Consider the following 22,882-nt stretch of genomic DNA (forward strand, 5'->3'; position numbering starts at 1 on the left):
AATAGTGTTCTGGTCAGGGGATGAGATAGGAGTCCACTGCAGTGACGTGCAGATGGTTTTTGTGGGTGGCTTCATTGCCCAAGCGGTAGCGGTTGACTTCCGGCTCCAGCTTGTCACGGGTATTGGCATCCATTACCAGGGGCTCAAACACCTGGCGGATGAGGGGATTCTTCAACAGGGTCTGCTCCAGAGTGTCTGCAAAAGTCCCTTTGTGATTTTTTGCGTATTCCGCTTTTGACAGGTCTCGCTGAAGGAGTGCTTTTGTTAGTCTTTTCTTCGCTTCATCCTCTCGCTGCTGGGCAAGCGCTTTGCCCTCTTCTTTGGCCGCCTTCGCTGCTTTCTGTGCCGCAGCCATCTCCACATGGGCCTTATCCAGTTCAGCCTCGGATTCAGTCCAATCCCGATGAGCGACTTTCTCCTCCGGGCTGGACCATAAATTCGCGTTGTCCTTGTCAAACACCAAGGTAGTTCCCGAAACCGACTTGGCACTTTTGATATCAAGCCCCAGACCTATGCGGTGCGGCGATTTTCCTGTCATGGGACGCCAGCCCGAGGTGATCTCCAACGAACCAACATTGGCATCCCGCGCTGCCTGCAAGAGCGCTACCCACGAACGTGGATGCACGCGCGGCAAGGCTGCGCCACTGAAGCCACCCAGTGACAGGTAGCGCAGGATGTTCTGCACGCAATTGCTGTCAACGCCTGCCTGGAAGCTGAGCTTGCAACTGTGCTTGCCTGCAAAGGCCACGGTATAGCCGCTGGTCTTTGAAACATCGCCGCCATAGATGGCGCGCAATGCAGCCAATATGCCCGCATCGACCTCGCCCGCATCGGCGGCCAGAGCCAGGGACTCGGCTACGGTGTATTTGTGACTGAATTTCAACCACGTGTTACCCGTCAAAAAGTTGCCTCGGTAGATATCCAATTTGTCGGCCCGGCCAGCTTCGGTCATATCGCGCTGGATGTCAGTTTCCTTGCTGGAGACTTCGGCCTCATGGTCATGTTGTCCGGTCACACTGTGAATGACGATGCGCACATCGTTGTGTCCGACCGTTATGGGGAAAAGCATTTCCTGGCGAAACTGGGGTGATGCGTCACTTCCCAAATAGAGCCCCACTTTCTGCCCGCTGCGCGCCATGATGCGAACGGTGGCAACTGCGCCGCCTGTGGTCAACGCGACACGGTTGGCCGGTTGCGTTTCTCCATTCCAATAGATTGCATACGGCAGCCTCAGGTTGGTATCCAGGTGGATTTCGTATTCAACGGGTATCAAGCCTGCTGCGTGGGTCTTTACGCAGGATGCCTGGGCTTCATTCAGGATGCCAGTGGCATCGCATTTTGGTGTCGTGGCCATGGTTTTTCTTTCGTTGCTTTAGCAGCCGTCACTGTCGGATGGCGCAGTGGCTTCAAGGGGGCCACCTTCCTGCAGGCCGCCCAGGACGAGTTCGAGTGACTCTGCCTGTGAGCCGAAGATGCGCGGGGTTCTTCCTTCCTGGTCCGTTACGCCCTGAATGGTTTCACCACTGGACGTCTTGATGGTGAAAGGAATCGCCTGTGCAGGCTTGCCCGTTGTGGGCTTGAGCACCTGAAACTGTTCGTCAAAGGGCAGCGCAGAGGGGAAGGGCGGCATCACCACCGGCAGGCTCTTGGGCCCATCCATCGCCTTGGTTGCCGCATTCACATCCCACACCCCCGCCGTGCCATGCACGATGCTGCCGCTCTTGAAGGTGCTAAAAGAACCGCCGCCGTTGATGGTCAGTTCTTCCTTGGCGGTGAAGGTGATGGTCTGGGCGGTTTCGGTGATGCTGACCTTGGAGAGGAAGTGCATGCTCTTCTCCAGCGCCTGCACCTCGATGTCGGCCGCGGCCGACACCAGCTTGATGCCGCTCTTGTAGGCGAACAGGCGCACGGCTTCTTTGGCGCTGGCCAGCAGGCTGCGCTGTGCGCTGATGCTGGTGTGGGCGCCGCTGGTGATGGCGTGGTGGCACCCGCTGTGCTGGTGGGTGCTGCCGGGGGTGGTGCTGGCAATGCCGGCCGGGCTGGAGAAGACCAGGTGCGGCTCTGACAGTTCCGGGAACTTGCCTGCACCGCCTTTGCCCTGTATGGCATCGTTCTGCGCTTGCAGGTCCTGGGCCACATCGCCCTGGTCCGCAGTGTCCTGTGCCAGATGCTGCGCAGCCAGATCGCCCAGGGATGCATGCTGGTCCTGCGCCTGCTGCAAGCGCGCCGTTGTCTCACCCATGTCCTTGGCGTGGGCCTGTGCTGCTGTGCGGCCTTCGGTGGTGATGAGCAGGCCGTCCTTGGCACGCAGCACGCCGTGGCCGTCGGTGCGCAGCTCGAAGCCTTCACCACGGTAGTCTTTGCGGCCGGCGTTGTCTTCGATACGGGTGATGTGGCCCAGGCTCAAGGAGCTATGCTGGTGGTCGCTCTTGAGCTGGGCCTGGATCTTCTGGTCGGTGTCATCCAGCACCACATGGTTGCTGCGCCCGGCTGCGCTGTTGCCGCCCCCAGGTGTGAGCTCGCGGCTTCGAAAGCCCGAGAGCGCCTGCTGCTCGGGCAGGCTCCAGGGCGGCATGTTCACCGCATTGAACAGGCGGCCTTTCACAAACGGCAGCTCCGGGTCGCCGCCCAAAAAATCCACCAGCACTTCTTCGCCAATGCGTGGCACATGCATGGCGCCCAGCTGGTTGCCAGCCCAGGCACTGGAGACGCGCACCCAGCAGGAGCTGTTCTGGTTCTTCTGGCCGTAGCGGTCCCAGGGGAACTGCAGCTTGATGCGCCCGAGTGCGTCGGTGTAGATGTTGGATTCGGCGGTGTCCGCGGATGGTCCGACCACCAGCGCGGTTTCCGGCCCGCCGGTCTTGGGTTTGCGTTGGTTCAAGACAGGCCGCAGTACTTCGGTGGTGGGCTGCACCTCAAACTCCACCAACACGCGCCACTGACCGGACAGGCGCTGCACGTCCGACAGCGCAGTGCCCAACCCAGCGCCAAACTCCACCCCAAAGCCAAGGGCGGCGTCGTACCCCGGGGTGGGGGGCGATTTGTGCGCGTTTGGCACCATGAGCCCCCCGCCCCGGGGTGCGGCGCCGCCCGTGTAGCCGGAGGAGACGGTGTCCAAAGCCAACCGCTGCGTATCCTCCGACACGTTCTCAATCACCAGGCGCGTATCCAGCACCATGTATTCGCTATTGGCCTTCTCCTGCGGATGCCCGCTCAAAGAAAACGTGCAGCCCGGCACGATGCCCCGCACATGGCCCACACCCTTGGCGCGCAGGCCAGGTTGCCGCAGCGCCTGCATACGCAAGCGCGCCAGATGCTTGCCCTGTCCTTCGGTCTGGTTGGCTGCCTTGTCGGCACCCCGGTTGGGCTGGCTGTAGTCGCTGCCGCCCACACAGGTCTTGTCCCCACGCCACAGATACACCTCCTCGTCCGCATGCCCCGTGTTGCGCGGCGCAGACGCCTCGGCAGCCAAGGTGGCCCGTGGACGGGTGTAGTCGTACTCGCGTGACGCATAGCTGCCGCTGGTCAGGCTGTCCACCGGGCTGAAGCCGTGGATGTACTCGCGGTCAATCTTGTGGCCCAACGGGTAGAAGGGGATGGAGTGGTAGGCGCTGACGCCCTTCTTTTTGTTTTGCGTGACCTGGAAAGCACCGTTGTGGTCGCTCCAGACCAGGCGGTGCACGCCAGCGCTGTGTTCGAAGTGGTAGTTGATGCCCCACTCCTGCATCAGCCGTGTGATGAATTCAAAGTCGCTCTCGTTGTATTGCACCGTGTAGTCGCGCTGCGGGTAGGTCTCGATCAGGCGCTTGGTGGTGGCAAACGGGTAGTTGGCCAGCACGGCCGCTATCACTTCAATGGGCGTCTGGTCCTGGAACACCTTGCAGTTGGTGGTGAGTGTGGCCAGGTGCAGCCAGGGCCGCAGCGTCAGCTCATAGAGCGCGTGGCGACTGTCAACGCCTACGAAGCGGGCTTCTGTGATCATCCCGGAGATCTCGCGCACACCGGCGCCCTGGTTGGCAGCGCCCGCACCACCGGGCAGGCCGGGCACAAACTGGCCCTGGCCTTCCAGCTCTACAAAGCAGCTCAGCTCCAAGCCCACAAAGGCCGTCAGGTCGAAGTTGGAGCCGCTGGCGGCCATGAAGTTCAGGGCATCTGGCGTTTGCAGGGTCAGCCGGTATTCAAACAGGCTGTTGATACCTTCAGCGCCTTCGAGCTTCAGGGGCACCAGTGCGGGCTGGCCCGCCACGATGGGGATGGCAGGGCTCTTGACGGTCAGCACACGCGGGGCATGGAACAGGGCAGACATACAAACTCCAAAAGCTGCGCCGAATCACCGGGGCGGCGATGCAGCAGAGAAACAAAGGGTGTTGAAAGGCCGGTATGGCCTTGGGGGATGTATGTAGTAGCGCTTGGCGGCGAACGACGCGCCGTGAAGCCACGCGTTGGATGCGCTGGGAACGGCAGTGGCTGAGTCCACTGCTTGGCTTTGCAGGAAATTATAGGTCTGCTTCAGTTGGTGGTGGCTTGATTCATACATGGGCTGCCTGCCAGTGCCTGGATGCGGTGACCAGTGCGCTAGCGCAAAGACAGGCCATACCGTGTCTGCCACCATGAGAACTTGGGACAACCCAGTGCATAGTCACGATATGAACCACATCCAACAGCCAAGCCCGGATGCCGCCGCGTCGCAGCCCGCAGCCCCATTGCCTGAAGGCTGGCGCGCAGACAGCGGCATGAGTGCGGCGCAAGCCGCGCACCGCCTGGAGCAGGACGGCCCCAACCACCTGCCCGGTGACCACAGCCGCGGGCTGCTGCACATCGTCCTGGAGACCTTGCAGGACCCGATGTTTGCCCTGCTGCTGGCCGCCGGTGTGCTCTATCTGCTGCTGGGCGACGTGCAAGAGGGCGCCGTGCTGCTGGGCCTGGTGCTGGTAGTGCTGGCGCTCACCCTGTACCAGGAGGGCCGCACCGAGAACGCGCTGGCGGCCCTGCGCCGCCTCAGCAGCCCGCGTGCGCTGGTGCTGCGCGATGGCGCGCGCCTGCGCATTGCCGGCGCCGAGGTGGTGTGTGGCGACGTGCTGGTGCTGGCCGAGGGGGACCGCGTGCCTGCAGACGCCGTGCTGCTGGAAGGCAATGCCGTGCAGGTGGATGAGTCGCTGCTCACCGGCGAGGCGGTGGCGGTGGACAAGCTGCAGGCAGAGGCCTTGTTCTCAGGCACGCTGCTGGTGGGCGGCCACGGCACGGCGCGGGTGACAGCCATTGGCGCGCAAACCGAAATCGGCCGCATTGGCAGCGCGCTGGACGGGCTGGGGCAAGAGGTCTCGCCATTGAAACGGCAGATGGCCCGCCTCGTGAAACTGCTGGCCTTTGTGGCTCTGGGTGCCAGCCTGTTTCTGGTGGCAGCGCACGGGTTGATGCATGGCGACTGGCTGGCCGCGCTGCTGGCCGGCATTGCCCTGGCCATGGCCTTGTTGCCGCAGGAGTTCAGTGTGGTGCTGACGGTGATACCGGCACTGGGCGCCTGGCGCCTGTCCAAGGAGCATGTGCTGACGCGGCGCATGGCGGCCATCGAAACCCTGGGCGCCACCTCGGTGCTGTGCGCCGACAAAACCGGCACCCTGACCGAAAACCGCATGACCGTAGCGCAGCTGTATGTGCCTGCGGACCACAACCCGGCGGGCCAAACGCTGGCCATTGATTACGCCAACAGCATGGAGCTGCCAGAGGCCTTTCACGGCCTGGTGGAATATTCCATCCTGGCCAGCATGAGCGACCCCTTTGACCCGATGGAAAAAGCCTTCCACCGCCTGGGCCAGCATTTTTTGCAGGGCACCGAACACCTGCACCGCGACTGGAGCCTGGTGCAGGAATATGCGCTCACCCCCGAGCTGCGCGCCATGTCCCATGTGTGGCGTGCAGCCGAGGGGCAGAGCGACAGCGGTGTGCACAGCGTGGCCGCCAAGGGCGCACCCGAAGCCATTTTTGATCTGTGCCATCTGGATGCGCCAACGCAGGCGCGTCTGCAAGGTGCGGTGGATGCCATGGCCGCACAGGGCCTGCGGGTGCTGGGTGTGGCGCAGGCCCGGTTTGCGGGTGAGGAGTGGCCCGCCATCTCGCATGACTTTGCCTTTGCCTTTGTCGGTCTGCTGGGCTTGCAGGACCCGCTGCGCAAAGGGATACCCGAGGCGGTGCAGCAATGCCACGCCGCCGGTATCCGCGTGGTGATGATTACCGGCGACTACCCCGCCACCGCGCAGGCCATTGCACAGGCCGCGCACATCGGTGTGCAACAGGCAGGCCAGGTACTCACCGGCAGCGATATGGATGCGCTGGATGACCAGCAACTGCAGCAGCGCATGCGCACCGTGAGCGTGTGTGCGCGCATTGCACCCCAGCAGAAGCTGCGCATCGTGCAGGCCCTCAAGGCCAACGGCGAGATTGTGGCCATGACGGGTGACGGCGTGAACGATGCACCGGCCCTCAAGGCCGCGCACGTGGGCGTGGCCATGGGTGGGCGCGGCACCGACGTGGCGCGCGAGGCTGCTGCGCTGGTGCTGCTGGACGACAACTTTGCCTCCATCGTGCGGGCCGTGCGCCTGGGGCGGCGCATCTTTGACAACCTGCGCAAGTCCATGTCCTACATCCTGGCGGTGCACGTGCCCACGGCCGGGGTGGCGCTGCTGCCGGTGCTGCTGGGCTGGCCCACCTTGCTGTTCCCGCTGCACATCGCGTTTCTGGAACTGGTGATAGACCCGGCCTGCTCGCTGGTGTTCGAGAACGAACCTTCCGAGCACGATGTGATGCAGCGCCCGCCGCGCGACCCGCAGGCACCATTGTTCGCAGGCGCCGTTCTGGTGACGGCCCTGCTGCAGGGCCTGGGTGTGCTGGTGGTGGTGATGGGCGCCTATGTCTGGGCTGATACCTGGCTGAGTGACGCCGCCGCGCGCGCCTTCACCTTCACCGCGCTGGTCATGGGCAACCTGGCGCTGATCTTTTCCAACCGCAGCAGCACGGCCCCGCTCTGGGTCAGCTTGCGCGTGCCCAACCGCGCGCTATGGGTGGTGGCAGGCCTGACCGTACTGCTGTTGCTGCTCACCCTGTACCAGCCCTGGGTGAACAAGCTGTTCCAGTTCGGGCCCCTGCAGCCTCTGGATGCACTCATGGCAGCCGGCCTGGGTTTGTGCAGCGTGGTCTGGTTTGAAGGCCTCAAGCTTTGGCGAGGCGGCGCAGCCCTACGGCATCGGTCTGTGCCACCGTCAGGTCCCCGGCCTTGAGGCGGAACAGGCGCATGGAGTTGCTGACCTCGCCGGCCTGACCCTGCATGGAGCGGGCCGTGGCGGCCAGCTCTTCCACCATGGCGGCGTTTTGCTGGGTCAGGCTGTCCATCTGCGTGATGGCCTCATTGATCTGCGAGATGCCCAGCTGCTGTTCGTTGGAGGCCGTGCTGATTTCTTCCAGCACGGTGCTCACCTTGCCCACGGCCTGCAGGGCCGACTCCATGCGCCCCAGGGCCACTTTGGTTTGCTGGTCGCCAGTGTCCACGCGTTGTGCCGATTCACTGATGAGCTGCCGGATGTCCTTGGCCGCAGCCGTGGTGCGCTGCGCCAGGGCGCGCACCTCGGCAGCCACCACGGCAAAGCCGCGGCCCTGGTCGCCGGCACGCGCCGCTTCCACCGCGGCGTTGAGCGCCAAGATGTTGGTCTGAAAAGCCACACCCTCAATCAGCTGGATGATTTCGTTGATCTTGCCCGCAGAGTCCGCAATGCCCTGCATGGACTGCGCCACTGCATGCACCGCCTCATTGCTGCGCTGGGTGATGTGGGTGGTGGTGCCCGCCAGCTCGTGGCCGCGCATGGCCGAGGCTGCGCTGCTTTGCACCGTGCTGTTGATTTCTTCCATGGAAGCGGCCGTCTGCTGCAGGCTGCTGGCCTGCGATTCGGTACGTGAGGACAGGTCTTCATTGCCGTCGGCAATCTCGCGCACCGAGATGTTGAGGGCGTCCACCTCCTGGCGCACATCGCTGACAACGGTGCGCAGGTTCACCGACATCTGGTTGAGTGCCTGCTGCAATTGCCCCAGAAACCCGCCCGCACCCGTGGCTACGGCATGGGCCAGGTCGCCCGAGGCAAGGTGGTTGGCGTCATCCACCACCTGCATCAGGGGCTGTACCGCCATGAACCAGGTGGCAGCCACGGTCACGGCCGCCCAACAGCCCATGGCAAGGGCCACCAGCGCCAGGGGCGTGCCCAGCAGCAGCAGGCCCAACACCGCCAAGGCCAGCAGCACCTGCAGGGTGGCCATCTTGCTCAGCACATTGGGTTTGAGCAGGCGTTGCAGTGCGCCAACCAGCCCGGTACGCAGCACCTGGCCGTGGTGCAAGGCATAGCGGCTACGGCCAGCGGCCACATCGGCCTGCATGTCGGCATACAAGGCTTCGGCGGCCGCCACTGCCTCGCGGGTGGGGCAGGTGCGCACCGAGAGGTAGCCGGTGATCTGATCGCCATCGAGCATGGGTGTGGCGTTGGCGTTGACCCAGTAGTGGTCGCCGTCCTTGCGCCGGTTCTTCACCAGCCCGGTCCAGGGGCGCTTGGACTGTATGGTGGCCCACATGTCACGAAAGGCCTCTTCGGGCATGTCGGGGTGGCGCACGAGGTTGTGGGGCTGGCCCAGCAACTCGGCCTGCGAATACCCGCTCACAGCCGTGAAGGCGGCGTTGCAGTAGGTAATGCGGCCCTTGAGGTCGGTGACAGAAACCAGGGTCTGGTCCCGCGGAAATTCAAAGGGACGCTGGCTGACCGGCAGATTGCTGCGCATGGGGTTCTCCTCCTTAATTTTGAATAGCGTACCCGCGCCGCACCCAAAAGGCCGTCAAAGAGGTGTTTTGCAGCAAATTAAATTTAGATGTGCTTTTGTGTGTTCATGTTCTTTGCTGCTGTCATGTTCATAGCTCGAAGCAGCGCGGATGTGGCCTACTTCTGACCCATGCACTGCAGCCTGACAGCCTATTCCATACCCCCCGGTTTTCGCCCGGACCTGTCGCGTTGGCGTCAGCTGGTCAGTGCCGACTGGCTGGCAGCATGGCTGGCCCAGGACGGCGTGGCCGCGGCGCCCGCAGGTGCTTGGCAACTATTCGAAGTGGGGTGCGACGGCCTGCAACTCTTTGAGTCCGGCCACCTGCCCGGTGCGCGCTACCTGGACACCCACCAGTTTGAGCGGCCGCCGTTTTGGAACCAGCTGCCGGATGCGGAACTGCTGCACCTGCTGCAAAGCCTGGGCACAGGGCCAGACAGCACGGTCATCCTGTATGCACGCAACACGCTGGCGGCCGCGCGCGTGGCGCAGCTCCTGCTGTATGCGGGTGTGCGCGATGTGCGCCTGCTCGATGGCGGCGTGCAGGCCTGGTGTGCTGCTGGCCACACCTTGCACACCGGGGCACAGGCACCGGCGGCAGTGCCCGTGTGCCCCGCGCCTTGGGGCGAAGCATTTCCCGCGCATCCCGGCTATTGCCTGAACCTGGCCCAAGCCCGGGCACTGTCACTGCGCAGCGATGCCGCCCTGGTCAGCATCCGCAGCCACGCCGAATGGATGGGCGAGATCTCGGGCTACAGCTACATCAGTGCGCGCGGCGAGATCGCCGGTGCCCTGTGGGGCCACGCCGGACGCGATGGCGATATCAACAGCATGAGCAGTTTTCAGGACGCGCAAGGACGCATGAAGCCTGCCGCCGAGATCGAAGCCGTGTGGGCCGATGCGGGCATTCACCGCGACCTGCAGATTGCGTTCTATTGCGGCACCGGCTGGCGCGCCTCGCTGGCGTTTTTCTACGCCTGGCTGATGGGTTGGGAGCGCATCAGCGTGTTTGATGGTGGCTGGTTTGAATGGAGTGCGGATGCGGGCAATGCGGTGGTGTGCCGCTGCGAAGCGCATGCGCTTTCGTACCCGCGCCTGGAATGAGTGATGCGCTAGCAGGCAGATCGGAACAGCAGGGCATGGCTACTGGCTGCTTTGGGCTGGAAGCGGGTCTTCAAATACGTCCGGTATCTGGCGGTCAGAGATCTCGCACCGGCGGGTGGGTGCGCAGGAGGGGCAAGGGCGGGCGCCTCATGGCGGAGTACCGCAAATCGTCGCCCGCCCTTGTCCCTCCTGCTCACTGGGGCGCGGCTGCGCTTGACGAAAAATACCAAACACCGACCGTACAACCGACGCGCACTGTCTTGAATCGCGGGTTCACACGGGGGTCGCGCGGGAAGGGGGTAGGCCGGGCGCCGATTTGCGGTACCCCGCCATGAGATGCCCGGCCTACCCCCTTCCCGCGCCGCGAGCGAAAAAGACGTATGACCGCAAACGCGGCAATCTTGACAGCAGTTGGCGACGGAGAACATCTCCTGTCCGGGGGATAGATATCCCTTGGTTGTCGGCCGTCACCCTTGCCTTTGGACGGTTGTGGGCTGCTGCTTGGAATACACCGCATTCCACAGCCGCCTCAAGGTTTGAATTCATCCTTGTTGCGCGGCATCTTCTCGAAATCGCTCAGGGCGGCGGCGCGGAGGGCGGGCAGGGTTTCACAGTGTTGGGCCAAGGTGATCAGATTGGCGTGGGCGGTGGGTGACAGCACCTCATCCATCCTGTCCTGCATGTACCAGATCAGCGTGGTGATCATGATATCGGCATGGCTGAGCGTTGCCCCGCAGGCATAGGGTGTGGCAAGGCGGCGGGTCAGTTCGTCGAGACCAGCACGGGCCTGGCCAAGGCAGCGGTCAAGCCAGTCGGCACTTCGATGATCGGAGGAATGGAAGTGCCTCTCGTACACCACAGCAGCGACCTTTTCGAGGGTGCCTTGAGCCAATGCCGTCATCTGGAGAACGCGCCGGCGTGCGGGACCAGATGCGGGGATCAGCGCCGCCTCGCCCGCTTGTTCGTCGAGATGATCCAGGATGGCGGCGCTGTCGATCAACACCTCGCCGTCGTCGAGGACGAGGGCCGGGATGCGGGTCAGGGGGCTGATCTTCCCGACCGCCGGCGCATCGCCAAAGATCGAGCGGGTGTCGCGGGTGAAGGGTATGTGGTAGTGATGCAGCGCGATAGCGACACGGCGGGTGACGGGGCTGTCATATTGGCCGACGAGGAGCATGGAGCGGTTTCCAAAGTATGGGCAATTCAAACGCTGCTTTTCAAGAACCGTGAATGTATCAGCCGACACACTGGCGGGAGTCTGCAGGACCGCCTCTGCGGCCATTCCAACAACCTGGATCAACCCCTGCGCGCCTGTTCAGGCCATCCCACTGCAAGCCAATGCGCACCGAAGCGTACAGAAGGCTGCGTAGGCAGAGGTAAATATACAAAAATTTACATCCTGCTTCCTGCATTGGCCTCCCGTTGCGCACATAGTGAGGCTGCGGCCCGGTTGGCGTACAGGCCAAGCCCAGGTCGTGGTAGCCACATGGGAATCAACAAGATACACAGGACGTTGGATGAAACGAATATTTTTGCGCCAATCGCTCTGCCTCCTGCTGGCCGCGGCTGCAGCATGCACAGGCCCGGTGGCGTTGGCGCAGGAGGAAGCGCCCGATGCCTTCATCAAGCGCATGCTGTCCGAGCTGAAGGACGCCATCAAGGGTGACAAGGCCTTGCGAGCCGGTGATATAGCCAAGATGACGGCCCTGGTGGATGCGCGTATCATGCCCCTGCTCAACTTCCCGCGCATGACCGCTGCAGCCGTAGGCCCGGCCTGGCGGCAGGCCAGCCCGGAGCAGCAAAAGCGCGTGCAGGACGAGTTCAAGACCTTGCTGCTGCATGCCTATGCGGGCGCCCTGGCACAGCTGAAAGACCAGACCATCAGCCTCAAGCCCGTCAAGGGCGGTGCGGACGACAAAGAGGTGCTGGTGCGTGCCGAAATCAAGGGCAGTGGTGAAACCATCCAGCTGGACTACCGCCTGGAAAAGGTTGCCGGCGCGGGCTGGAAAATTTACAACCTGAATGTCATGGGCGTGTGGCTGGTGGAAACTTACCGCAGCCAGTTCGCCCAGGAGATCAGCACCAAGGGCATTGATGGCCTCATCAGCACCCTGGCCGAGCGCAACAAGTCCAACGCGAAAAAGGCCTGACCGGCCCGCAGCGCCAGGCTACCGCCGCCCCGATCTGCCGCGCAGCCGCAGGGATGATTTGACAAAGCGCCAGCGCCCGACGGTACACGACAGCACAAAGCTGGCCAGGCCCACCAAGGCCACCTGCAGCAAAGGCCGTTGCCACGCACCTTCATAGGCGCCAAACAGGCTGACCTTGACGCAGTCCACCACCCAGGTCATGGGCAGCAAGGGGCTGATTTGCGCGAACAGGCCGCCGCTGAGCTCCACCGGCAATATGCCGCCGGACGAGGACAGCTGCACCGCCAAAAGAACCATGGCTATTTCCTTGCCCGCGCCGCCAAAGGCCTTGGACAGGGCAAAGACGATGGACAGAAAGGCCAGCGACGACAGCGTCAGGGTCAGCGCGAAAGTCCAGGGGTGCAGGACATGCATCTTCAGGACATACAGCACCACCAGCAGCACCATGAGCGATTGCAGCAGCACCAGGCACGCCGGGAAAAGAATCTTCCCCACCACTTGCGCCGGACTTGAAAAGAAAAGTGCCTGCCGCGGCAAGACTTTTACGTGAATCAAAAAGGCCGCCAGGGCTGCCCCCAGCCACAAGGCGCCAGGGATAACGTTGGATGCAAATCCGCTGCCGCTGTTCTCGACGGGCGCGTCAATTTCAAGCACAGGCTCCACGGAATGGGTCAGGCCCTCGGCGCTGCTGCCCAGGGAGCCCACGGCTTCGTGCAAACGGTCTGTGCTTCTCCGCGAGCCTGCTGCGTTGTGCAGCACCAGCACCCAGCGCCGCTCGTTCAGGCCATCATTGATCTCGCGGCCCAGTGCCTCGGCAAAGCGCTTGGCAATCGCGGCGCTTTCAAAGTTGTTGCCCTGGGAGGTGTAGACCACGACCTGCCCCGCACCTTCTTCCGCGCCGGGCACGGCGTTGGCGCTGAAGTCTTTGGGAATGATGACCGCAAAGGCCAGCTTGCCCTGGCGCACCATCTTCCGGGCCTGGGCCTCGTCCTTGAGCAAGCTGAAGCCGAAATGCCCGCTGTCTTCCAGGCGGGTGGTGATCTCCCAGCCCACATTGATGTTGTGCTCCTTGTACTGCACGCCCTGGTCCAGGTTGACCACGGCCACCGGCAGTGCGGCCGTCCTGGTTTCAGGGGCCCACACACTGCTGATGTACAGCAGACAGTAAAGCGCCGGAACGAAAATCAGGATGGCCCCGCTGGCCAGCAGCTTGGGAAACTGCCGCAAATAGCGCGCCTCGTTGCGGGCAATGTAGGCAATCTGCGAGAAGAATTTCATGGTGTTGCGCCAGGGCCTGCCCGTGAGGCCCACACCCGCTCAGCCGCAATCAGGTCCAGCGACGCAAAGCCCACCGACTTGAAGACGGTGATGGCGTCATCGCTGCTGCGCCACGCGCGCAGGGGCTGCGCTGCCAGCTCGGCCAGCTCGGCCAGGATATCTGCGCTCTGTATCAGACCCTGTTGTATGGCTTGTAGAACCTCGCCGCCTTTTTGCCCTATGGCCTCGCGGCTGTCGGCGAACACCTGGGCGCGGGGCATCAGCGCCGGCTCGGCCTCGGCCATGGTGGGGGTGAAGGCGCCTATCAGGCCCAGGTGCGTGCCGGGGCGCACCCAGGCGCTGCGGATAAAGGGGTCGGTGGCGGTGCTGGCCGCGGCCACCACATCGGCCTGGGCCAGTGTGTCCTGCAGGTCATCGCTGGCCTGGACTGCCAGGCCCTGCAGCGCCAGTGCATCCACCACGGCCTGCGCCTTGGGCAGGCTGCGGCCCCAGACCAGCACGCGCTGGAAGTCCATCACGCTGCTGTGCGCCAGAGCCAGCGGCGCGCTGAGCGAGCCCGTGCCCAAGATGGCCAGGGTGCGGCTGCTCTTGCGTGCCAGGATGCGTGCCGCCAGCGCGGTAGCGGCGGCCGTGCGGCGCAGGGTGAGCTCGGTGCCGTCCAGCACCGCCACGGCCTGGCCGTCGGTGCACGAGATGAGCACATACACGCCCGACACGGCCGAGCGGCCCAGGGCGCTGTTGCCCGGCCAGATGGAGACCAGCTTCACGCCCATGAGCTGCTGCGGCTTCCAGGCCGGCATGATGAGCACGGTGCTGCTGTCGTGGTTGGGCTCGAAGTGGCTGCGCAGGGGCGACTCGATGGCCTCCTGCAGGCCGTGCGCCAGCGCGTCTGCCAGCTCCGCATAGGGCAGGGCGCGGGCCACGGCGGCCTGGTCGAAGAATTGCATGGGTCCGGATCTACGCGGCCTGCAGCGTGGCGGTGCTCTTTTTGCGCAGGCCCAGGGTGATCAGCAGCATGCCCACCATCAGCGCGGCCACCAGCTCGTAGGCCAGGCCAAAGCCTTCGGTGCCGCCGCCGCTCAGGTCGGCAATGGCGCTGATGCTCGCAGCTGCCACCAGCGTGCCGATGGCGGTGCAGATATTGATCAGGCCTTGCGCTGCGGCGCGCACGGCCAGGGGGGCCTCGTCAATGGCAATGGAGCGCAGCGCCCCGCCCACCACGATGCCAATGCCCAGGCCGACCGGCATGGAGGCCACCAGAAACAGCCACAGGCCGAAGCCAGTGATGGCCGACAGGCCGTAGCCCAGCGCCAGCATGGCAAAGCCCAGCACCATCATGCTGCGCGCTCCAGTGCGGTTGAGCAGGCGCCCCGAACCCATGGAGCCGAACATGGAGCACAGCACCAGCGGCAAGAGTACAAAGCCCGCATGCTGGGCGGTTACGCCATAGGCATGGGTGGCAATGGAGGTGAGAAAGATCACGCTGCCCATGCCAAAGCCCGCACCGCTGGCCAGCACATAGGTGGTGGCCAGCTGGCGTTGCTTGAACAAAAACATGGGAATCAGCGGCGCCGTGGCGCGCTGCTCCACCCGCACCAGCAGGGCCAGCAGCACGGCGACTGCCAGCAGCAACCAGGGCCAGAGCGCCATGCCCAACACCGGGTCCAGCAGCGGGTCGAGCACGCGGGTAATGCCCAGCACCAGCGCGGTCAGCAGCGCAAAGGTGAGGGCAACGCCGGTGCGGTCCAGCGGCGCCTGTTGCACCTCGGTGCGCGCAGGCGGCAGCACGCGGGCACCCAGGTACAGGATGACAGCGGCAATCGGCAGGTTGATCAGGAAGATCCAGTGCCAGCTGGCAATGAGCATCAGGCCCGAAGCCAGGGGTGGGCCCAGCACGAAGGCCATGCCGTAGGTGGCGCCAATCAGGCCCAGCATCTTGCCGCGCTGCTCGGGTGCAAACACATCACCCACCACAGCGCTGGCTGTGGGTGTGATGCCGCCGGCACCCACGCCCTGGATGGCGCGGCTGACCACCACCATCCAGAAGCTGGGCGACAGCGCAATCAGCAGCGAGCCCAGGGCAAAAACCGCCACGCTGAAAAGGTAGATGGGCCTGCGGCCATAGCGGTCGCTCAGGTTGGCCATGAGGGCGGTGCTGCACAGCGAGAACAGCACAAACACGCTCATCACCAGACCGACCATGCGGTTGTCTATGCCAAAGGTGTCACGCAGAACGGGGATGGCGGGGCCGACGATGGCGGTGTCGAGTGCAGCCATGAAGACCCCGATAAAGAGCACGGGAACCAGGCGCTTGGGGCCTGCATCTCCATCCGATCCTGCATTGACTGCCATGAACTTGTCCACCCGAGAAAATCGCGCACCAGAGGCGGTACGCAATCAATTATAGGAGGGCCATGTCAACGCCCTGGGTGCTCCAGCCGGGCTCTGGCTGCCAGGTCAGGGCCCAGGCCGGCAGGTCCATGCCTGGCATGGGACGTGCAATGCCATAGCCCTGCGCCACATCGCAGCCCAGTTGCAGCAGCATGCGTCCGTGCTCGGCTGTTTCCACGCCTTCGGCAATGAGCTCGCGCCCGAAGGCACGGGCCAGCCCGATGATGCCTTGCAGGATCGCCAGGTCGTCGGGATCTTCCAGCATGTCACGCACAAAGCTCTGGTCGATCTTGAGCGTGCTCACGCGCAGCCGCTTGAGATAGGTGAGCGAGGAGTAGCCCGTGCCAAAGTCGTCCAGGGCAAAGCGCACGCCCAAGACGGCGCAGGAGGCAATCACCTGCGAGATTTGCGCCACGTCTTCCAGCGCCGTGGTTTCCAGAATTTCGAGTTCCAGACAGCCGGGGTGCACCTGCGGGTGCAGGGCCAGAATGGCACGCAAGCGCTCTACAAAATCGGCTTGCTGCAATTGGCGTGCCCCGATGTTGACACTGACTGCTATGTCCAGCCCGGCGCTGCGCCAACGCTCAACCTGCGTGAGGGCCGTGTCCATGACCCATTCACCCACGGCAATGGCCAAGTCATGGTCCTCGATTACCGGAAGAAACTGTGCCGGCGGCATCAGTCCGCGTTGGGGGTGCTCCCAGCGGATCAGGGCTTCTGCGCCTATGAGCTTGCCGGTCTGCATATTCACCTTGGGCTGGTAATGCAGGACGAATTCCTGGTCGCGCAGGGCCAGGCGGATGCGCTCCACGCTCTCGTTGTGCACGCGCAGGCTGCTGTCGCGCTGGGCATCAAAGATGTGGAAGCGCCCCTTGCCGGCCAGCTTGGCCTGGTACATGGCCTGGTCAGCCTGGCGCAGCAGTTGGTCGGCATCCACACCCTGCGCCTGCGGATAAAAGCTCACCCCGATGCTGGCGGACACCTGCAGTACCTGTGCGTCCCCTGTCAGCGGCAGGGAAGCTGCAGCCAGCAGGCGTCCCAGCAGGGGCAGGCAGGCTTCGCCATCGGGCAGGTCACCCAGGACGGCCACAAACTCGTCTCCGCCCAGGCGGGCCAGGGTATCGCCTTCGCGCAGGGCCTGCTGCATGTGTCCGGCCACCGCAACCAGCAGGCGGTCGCCGGCATCATGTCCGTACTGGTCATTGATGGCCTTGAAGCCGTCCAGGTCCAGGTAGACCACCGCCACTGCGTTGTTGCGGCGCTCGGCTTGCACCAGCGCCTGGCGCAGGCGGTCCGATAGCAGCAGGCGGTTTGGCAGGCCGGTCAGCGCATCAAAGTGGGCCAGTTGCTCCAGCTGGTTCTGGTGCTCCTTGATGGTGGTGATGTCAGAGCGCAGCGTGACATAGTGTTCGATACGCCCATCCGCGTCCCGAACGGCGGTGAGGGTGAGGGCCTCGAAATAGCGCTCGCCGTTCTTGCGCCAGTTCCAGACTTCGCCACTCCAGTGGCTGTTGGTGCCCATTTCGGCCAGCATGTGGGAATACGTGTCCTGCCCCTCATGGCCCACACCCAGGCATCTGGCGTTCTTGCCCAGGACATCCTCGCGGCTGTAGCCGGTGATGCGGGTGAAGGCATCGTTGACGTTGAGAATGCTGCCGTCCGCCGTGGTGATCATGATGCCTTCGCGCGCATAGGTGAAGACGCTGGCCGCCTGGATGGACCGCTCTGCCTTCTTGCGTTCTGTGACATCGCGCGCCGCAGCAAAAACGCCCAGCACCTGACCCAGTTCGTCCCGGTAGACGCTGGCGTTGTAGAGCACGTCGGTGACCTTGCCGCTGGCGTGGCGTATGGCCAGGGGGTAGTCGGTTACAGACCCCTGGGCGAACACTTGCAGGTAGGCCTGGCGGGCGCGCTGCGGGTCGGTGAAGTAGTCTGCAAAGTCGCTCCCGATGAGTTCGCTGCGCTGTATGCCGGTGGCATGTTCAGTGGCGGTGTTGACGTCCGTGACCTTGCCCTGTGCACTGATGGTGACCAGTGGGTCCAGGCTGGCCTCGATCAGGCTGCGCGCGTAGCGGGCCAGCTTCTGTTCCAGTTTGCGGCGTTGCCGGTGCAGCCGCCAGGCCATGCCGCCACCCAGCAGCAGGGTGCAGGCCAGGGCCACAAGCCAGGGGCGCCAACGCACCATCCACTGCAACAGCACGTCCAGCGGGTCGCGGTCCATGCGAATCCATTTGTCGAGCAAGGCCTGGCGGTCCTGCGGCGAGACCGAGGCAAGAGCTTTTGAGAGCACATCGCGCAGCACCGGCAAATCCCGGCGCACGCCAAAGCTCAGGTCATAGTGGTATTCGAAGGCGTCAAAAATCCGCAGGTTGGTGAACTTCTCGCGTTCTATGAAATAGGAAGCACTGGCTACATCCATGATGACCGCATCCACCTGGCCAAAGGACAGCTGGCGCATGCCCTCCAAGTCATCGGCCACCAGGGTGAGTTGAATGCTCGGAAACCGGGTCTCCAGGAACTTTTGCACACCGTAGCCTTTGCCCACGGCCACCCGCCTGCCTTCAAACGAGGCGGGCCAGCGCTCCGCACTGAAGCCGGCTTTGACAATGATGGCCGTAGGTACGCTGACATAGGGCTGGGTGAAATACATGAACTGCGAGCGTTCGGGCGTTTCCTTGAGCGAGGTGACGATGTCCACCTCACCCTGGTGCACCTGGGACAGGATGGTGTCCAGGCTTTGTGCCGGCAGGACATTGAAGCGGGTGGAAAGGCGGTCCTGCAGCAGGCGTGCCATGTCCGCTGAGAGGCCATGCCACTCTCCAGACTCCATGAAGCTGAACGGCGGGTAGTTGCCTTCGGGTGCTATGCGTACCGCGGCGGCGTGGCTGTCAAGCCAGCTGCGTTCCTCGGTGCCCAGAATGTTCGTAGCGCCCCTGGCTGCCCACGCCGGCGCAACGAGCAGCGTGCACAGCGCCCACGCCATCCAAGCCAGACGCGGAGGCCAAAGCAATGCATGGCTTCGAAGGTGTGAAATCTTGAGCGAACCCATTGCAAAGGGTGTCCCGTAAAGTGGTGTGGACGCCAGTTCATGATGCCACATTCACGGCTTGCCAATGTGGTTTCAGACGGAAAGTTGTGCGTCGATATTCCAGGACAGGGGTGGGCGCCATTGGTGAATCCAGTCCGGCACCTGTGCCGCAGGCATGGGTCTGGCAATGCCATAGCCCTGGGCATGGTCGCACTTGAGTTGCAGCAACTGGCGGCCGTGCTCTTCGGTTTCCACCCCCTCGGCAATCACCTGCAACTGAAAGGCATGGGCCAGGCCGATCACGCCCTGCACGATAAGAAGGTTGCTGGGGTCGTTCAGGATCTCGCGCACAAAGCTCTGGTCAATCTTCAGGGTCTTGACTGGCAGGCGGCGCAGGTAGGTCAGGGAGGAATAGCCGGTGCCAAAGTCATCCAGCGACGAGCCCACGCCCAGCGCCAGGCATTCTTCAATCACACGTGCGGTTTTGACAATGTCTTCCAGTGCCGTGGTCTCCAGGATTTCCAGCTCCAGGTGCTGCAGGCAGTGCGGGTAAGCCGCCTGCAGGCCGCGCAGTTTGTCGGTGAAGTCAGCGCGCTGCAGTTGGCGTGCTGCCACGTTGACGCTGACCTGCAGGTCCAGCCCGGCGGCGTTCCACAGTGCAATCTGCTGCATGGCGGTGTGGATCACCCAGTCACCGATATCGATGATCAGGTCGTCGTTGTCCACCAGGGGCAAAAAGTCCAGCGGACCGAGCAGCCCGCGCTCGGGATGCTGCCAACGCAGCAGGGCCTCCATGCCGGTGACCCGGCCCTGGCGCATGTCCACCTTGGGCTGGTAGAAGAGGCGCAGCTCGCCGCCGTCCAGCGCCTGGCGCATGCGCGCCAGCCGGTCGTGGCGGCTGCGGCTGCTGCGGTCTTCTTCGGCGTCAAAAATGCTCAGCATGTTCTTGCCGCCCAGCTTGGAGCGGTACATGGCCTGGTCTGCGTGGCGCAGCAGGGTGTCGGGGTTTTCGTCGTCCAGCGGGAACAGGGTCAGGCCCACACTGGCCGATATGCGGGGTGCGCCGGGCAGCATGGTCAGCGGCATGCCGATGCGGTCCAGCAGGCGTGTGACGGCTTCGCGGCATTCGGCGGCATCGCCCAGGCCCAGCAGCAGCACCACAAATTCGTCACCGCCCATGCGCGCCACGGTGTCTCCGGCACGCACGGCGGACCCCATGCGGCTGGCCATTTCCACCAGCACCTGGTCGCCGCGCTCGTGGCCCCAGGCATCGTTGATGGGCTTGAAGCCGTCCAGGTCCAGGTAGCAGACGGCCATCAGGGTATTGGCGCGCCGCGTCTGGGCCGTGGCTTGCTGCAGACGGTCCAGCAGCAGCACCCGGTTGGGCAGCTCGGTCAGCGCGTCGTAGTAGGCCATCTTCTTGAGCTGGGTTTCCTGCTTCTTGATCGGACCAATGTCGGAGAACACCGCCACATAGTTGGTGAGCACCCCTTGGGCGTCGCGCACTTCGGAAATCGACAGCAGCTCGGGGTAGACCTGGCCGGACTTGTTGCGATTCCATATCTCACCCTTCCAGCTGCCGCTCTCGTTGATGCTCTTCCACATGGCCGCATAGAACGCGTCATCCTGTTTGCCCGACTTGAGCACGCTGGGGTTGAGGCCCAGCACCTCACTGCGCTCCCAGCCGGTGATGCGGCTGAAGGCCGGGTTGACATCGACGATGTTGCCCCGTGCATCGGTCAGCGTGATGCCATCGTGGCCACTGCGAAAGGCAGTGGCATGCAGGGAGAGCTGCTTTTCGGCCAGCAACTGTGCCTGGTAGCGCTCGGTGATTTCCAGGTTGGCCCGGGCCAGCGAACGGCGCACCGACTCCAGGTGCACAAACAGGCTTGCCAGAAAGGCCGTCAACACCACGGCCACGCAGAACAGTGCGGTTTGGAACTGCCCGGCGCGCACCGAGGCATTTTCATTGCCCACGATATAGCGGTGGCTCAGTTCATCGAGCTGCGCGTTGGTGTCCAGATCGGCCACCTCGTGCAGCAGCGCTGCGATGTCGGTGAGGTAGAGCACGATCAGGTCCCCATGGCGTTGCAGGTTGTCGATCTGCCGGTGTGCCGCCTGTCCGGCCGGAGCCGCCAGCAGGGCGCCGCGGGCCTCCATGATGCTGGCAGGCGTGCCGTGGCCGTGGCCCTGGGCAAAGGCCAGCACGGCCAGCACGTAGCGGCTGCCCGCGTCCTGCAAGGCGGCCTGGCGGGCCTGGCCCCGGTGCGTTTCGAGCAGGTCTGCCGCCGCCAGGGGGAAATAGCTCAGGGAGTTTTGCAGCACGGCGTTGTTGCGCTTGAAGCGGTCCAGCAGCGCCGCCTTTTGGTTCAGGGTGGTTTGCACCAGCCGTGCGGCCTGCGCCACCTGCTGGCTGTCTTCTTCGTCCAGGTAGTCCGGTGTCTGCACCGCTTTCTGGGCCGATTGCTGCAGATGGTGCATGTAGGTGGTGAGCGCGTCGTAGTTGCGCACCTGCTTGAGCTGGTTGGCCAGCAGTTCGCCGTCCAGGCGTGCATTGAATTCACGCAGGTCCCGCAAGTCCTGCGTGTACTGCAGGTGCTGCTCGGCCGAGACACGGGCCGACTGGAGGTAGAGCCAGCACAGCAGCGCAATGCCTGCGGCCACCACTGCCGCCAGCAGCAGTTGGCCGGGCCGGTAGCGCTGCCAGGGGGGTGTGCGCTTCATGGCCGTTGCAGGGGCTTGCCCTGCCATTCACCGGTCAGGGCGCGCAGGAAGGCGGTGATGGCGGCCACCTCATTGCGCGGGAGTTCGCGCCCAAGCTGGTAGCGCCCCATGACCCGTACCGCTTCTTCCAGCGTTGCGGCGGAGGCATCATGAAAATACGGCGCAGTCACGGCCACGTTGCGCAGGCCCGGCACCTTGAACACATGGCGGTCTTGCGGGAGCTGCGTCACATTGAAGCGGCCCAGGTCGGCGGGCTTGGCCGGTTTGTCGCGGTAGTAGTCTTCCATGACGCCAAAGCGCTGGTACATATTGCCGCCAATGCCCGCACCTTGGTGGCAGCTGGCGCAGCCGTAGTCCTTGAAAAACTGGTAACCGGCTTTTTCCTGGGTGCTCAGTGCCGTGCTGTTACCCCGCAGGAACTGGTCGAAGCGGCTGTTGGGGGTGGCCAGTGTGCGCTCGAAGGCCGCCAGTGCGTCAGCTACCAGGGCACCCTCCAGGCTCTGCCCGTACACCTGCATGAAGGCTTGCACATAGGCCGGGTCCTGCGCCAGCTTGGTCTTCACTTCCTGCCAGTTCGATCCCATCTCCAAGGGGTTGTGCACCGGCCCGGCTGCCTGCGCCTCCAGGGTGTCGGCGCGGCCGTCCCAGAACTGGGCGATGTTCAGCCCGGCATTGAAAACCGTAGGCGTGTTGATGGGCCCGAGTTGCTTGCCAATGCCCGTGGCCGTGGGGCGGTTGTCGGCACCACCGTGTGCCAGGTCATGGCAGCTGGCGCAGGAGAGGCTGTTGTCATGGGACAGACGTGGTTCAAAGAACAGGCGTCGGCCCAATTCCACTTTTTGCGTGTCGACGTCCGGGCCCGGCGGCAGGGGCAGCAGTGCATCCGAAGGGTGGGTAATGGCGCGGAAGCGCTCGTGCTCCGCCAGAACGGTAACGGCCTGCGTCTCCTGGCCCTTGCAAGCGGGCAACAACAGCGTGGCCGTGATTGTGAACAATCCAGCCAGAGCCCAGCCTGCCTTTGTCTTCATGTGCGTGACCCTCCGCTGCGTCAGCTTTGCGCTGGCGCAGTTTCAGCTTAGCGCAGGAACACCCAGTCGCACATTGACGTGGGGCAAACCGGTGTGTTTTAGGGACGCTTGCGTGGCGAAAGTTGTGGATTCAGTGACCAGCGCGTTGAAGAGCCATAGTTCCTCCTGTATGGCAGGGTCCTTTGTGTAAGATCGCGCACCACACGCTCACCGTCCGGATGAGCGGCATTTCACAACGCATGCTGACACCCACCCTGAAGCAACCGGATGAACGCCCTTGAACCATGACACACAGGCTTCAAGCGCTGTCCCGCGGTGCGGCAGGCCAC

13 protein-coding genes are annotated in these 22,882 nt (G+C 63.8%); 3 read left to right on the forward strand and 10 right to left on the reverse strand.

Annotated elements, in window-relative coordinates; translation table 11 throughout:
* Positions 1 to 13 precede the first annotated feature (13 nt).
* Positions 14 to 1,354 (reverse strand): hypothetical protein, encoded by a 1,341-nt coding sequence (locus DIC66_RS11785; protein WP_117177390.1) that lies wholly within the window; start codon positions 1,352 to 1,354, stop codon positions 14 to 16.
* 18 nt (positions 1,355 to 1,372) lie between these two features.
* Positions 1,373 to 4,306, reverse strand: coding sequence for a type VI secretion system Vgr family protein (locus DIC66_RS23450; RefSeq protein WP_117177392.1), 2,934 nt, complete (start codon positions 4,304 to 4,306; stop codon positions 1,373 to 1,375).
* A 340-nt stretch (positions 4,307 to 4,646) separates the two neighbouring features.
* On the opposite strand from DIC66_RS23450, the gene DIC66_RS11795 reads away from it, so the two are divergent.
* Positions 4,647 to 7,274: a cation-translocating P-type ATPase gene (locus DIC66_RS11795; protein ID WP_117177394.1), complete on the forward strand. Its 2,628-nt coding sequence runs from the start codon at positions 4,647 to 4,649 to the stop codon at positions 7,272 to 7,274.
* Here the strand turns inward: DIC66_RS11795 and DIC66_RS11800 are convergent.
* Positions 7,207 to 8,814: a methyl-accepting chemotaxis protein gene (locus DIC66_RS11800; protein WP_117177396.1), complete on the reverse strand. Its 1,608-nt coding sequence runs from the start codon at positions 8,812 to 8,814 to the stop codon at positions 7,207 to 7,209. The genes DIC66_RS11795 and DIC66_RS11800 overlap by 68 nt on opposite strands.
* Before the next feature lie 168 nt (positions 8,815 to 8,982).
* Between DIC66_RS11800 and DIC66_RS11805 the strand changes: the two genes are divergently transcribed.
* On the forward strand, positions 8,983 to 9,954 hold the full coding sequence (locus DIC66_RS11805) for a sulfurtransferase (protein ID WP_117177398.1): 972 nt from the start codon (positions 8,983 to 8,985) through the stop codon (positions 9,952 to 9,954).
* A gap of 529 nt (positions 9,955 to 10,483) precedes the next feature.
* On the opposite strand, the gene DIC66_RS11810 is transcribed toward DIC66_RS11805, so the two are convergent.
* Positions 10,484 to 11,131, reverse strand: a complete 648-nt coding sequence (locus DIC66_RS11810; RefSeq protein WP_117177594.1) for a glutathione S-transferase family protein — start codon at positions 11,129 to 11,131, stop codon at positions 10,484 to 10,486.
* Positions 11,132 to 11,471: 340 nt separating this feature from the next.
* Here DIC66_RS11810 and DIC66_RS11815 point away from each other — a divergent pair, with 340 nt between their 5' ends.
* Positions 11,472 to 12,104, forward strand: coding sequence for an MlaC/ttg2D family ABC transporter substrate-binding protein (locus DIC66_RS11815; protein WP_117177400.1), 633 nt, complete (start codon positions 11,472 to 11,474; stop codon positions 12,102 to 12,104).
* Between the two features lie 18 nt (positions 12,105 to 12,122).
* Here the strand turns inward: DIC66_RS11815 and DIC66_RS11820 are convergent, their stop codons facing one another.
* The 6 genes from DIC66_RS11820 to DIC66_RS11845 form a co-directional block, all read right to left on the reverse strand.
* Complete coding sequence (locus tag DIC66_RS11820; protein ID WP_147321296.1) at positions 12,123 to 13,382, reverse strand: YhgE/Pip domain-containing protein; 1,260 nt, start codon at positions 13,380 to 13,382, stop codon at positions 12,123 to 12,125.
* Positions 13,379 to 14,329 carry an ornithine cyclodeaminase family protein gene (locus tag DIC66_RS11825; protein ID WP_117177404.1) on the reverse strand — a complete coding sequence of 317 codons (951 nt, stop codon included), beginning with the start codon at positions 14,327 to 14,329 and terminating at the stop codon, positions 13,379 to 13,381. Before DIC66_RS11825 ends, DIC66_RS11820 begins: the two co-directional genes overlap by 4 nt.
* Positions 14,330 to 14,339: 10 nt before the next feature.
* The gene (locus DIC66_RS11830) at positions 14,340 to 15,734 is read right to left on the reverse strand and encodes an MFS transporter (RefSeq protein ID WP_117177596.1); all 1,395 of its coding nucleotides are present in this window, start codon (positions 15,732 to 15,734) and stop codon (positions 14,340 to 14,342) included.
* Between the two features lie 49 nt (positions 15,735 to 15,783).
* Positions 15,784 to 18,756: an EAL domain-containing protein gene (locus DIC66_RS11835; RefSeq protein WP_158558901.1), complete on the reverse strand. Its 2,973-nt coding sequence runs from the start codon at positions 18,754 to 18,756 to the stop codon at positions 15,784 to 15,786.
* A gap of 138 nt (positions 18,757 to 18,894) precedes the next feature.
* Positions 18,895 to 21,525, reverse strand: a complete 2,631-nt coding sequence (locus DIC66_RS23250; RefSeq protein WP_199534723.1) for an EAL domain-containing protein — start codon at positions 21,523 to 21,525, stop codon at positions 18,895 to 18,897.
* Positions 21,522 to 22,553, reverse strand: a complete 1,032-nt coding sequence (locus DIC66_RS11845; RefSeq protein WP_117177408.1) for a cytochrome-c peroxidase — start codon at positions 22,551 to 22,553, stop codon at positions 21,522 to 21,524. The genes DIC66_RS23250 and DIC66_RS11845 overlap by 4 nt, the downstream gene beginning before the upstream one ends.
* Positions 22,554 to 22,882 lie beyond the last annotated feature (329 nt).

The organism is Rhodoferax lacus, from assembly GCF_003415675.1.
Lineage (GTDB): Bacteria > Pseudomonadota > Gammaproteobacteria > Burkholderiales > Burkholderiaceae_C > Allorhodoferax > Allorhodoferax lacus.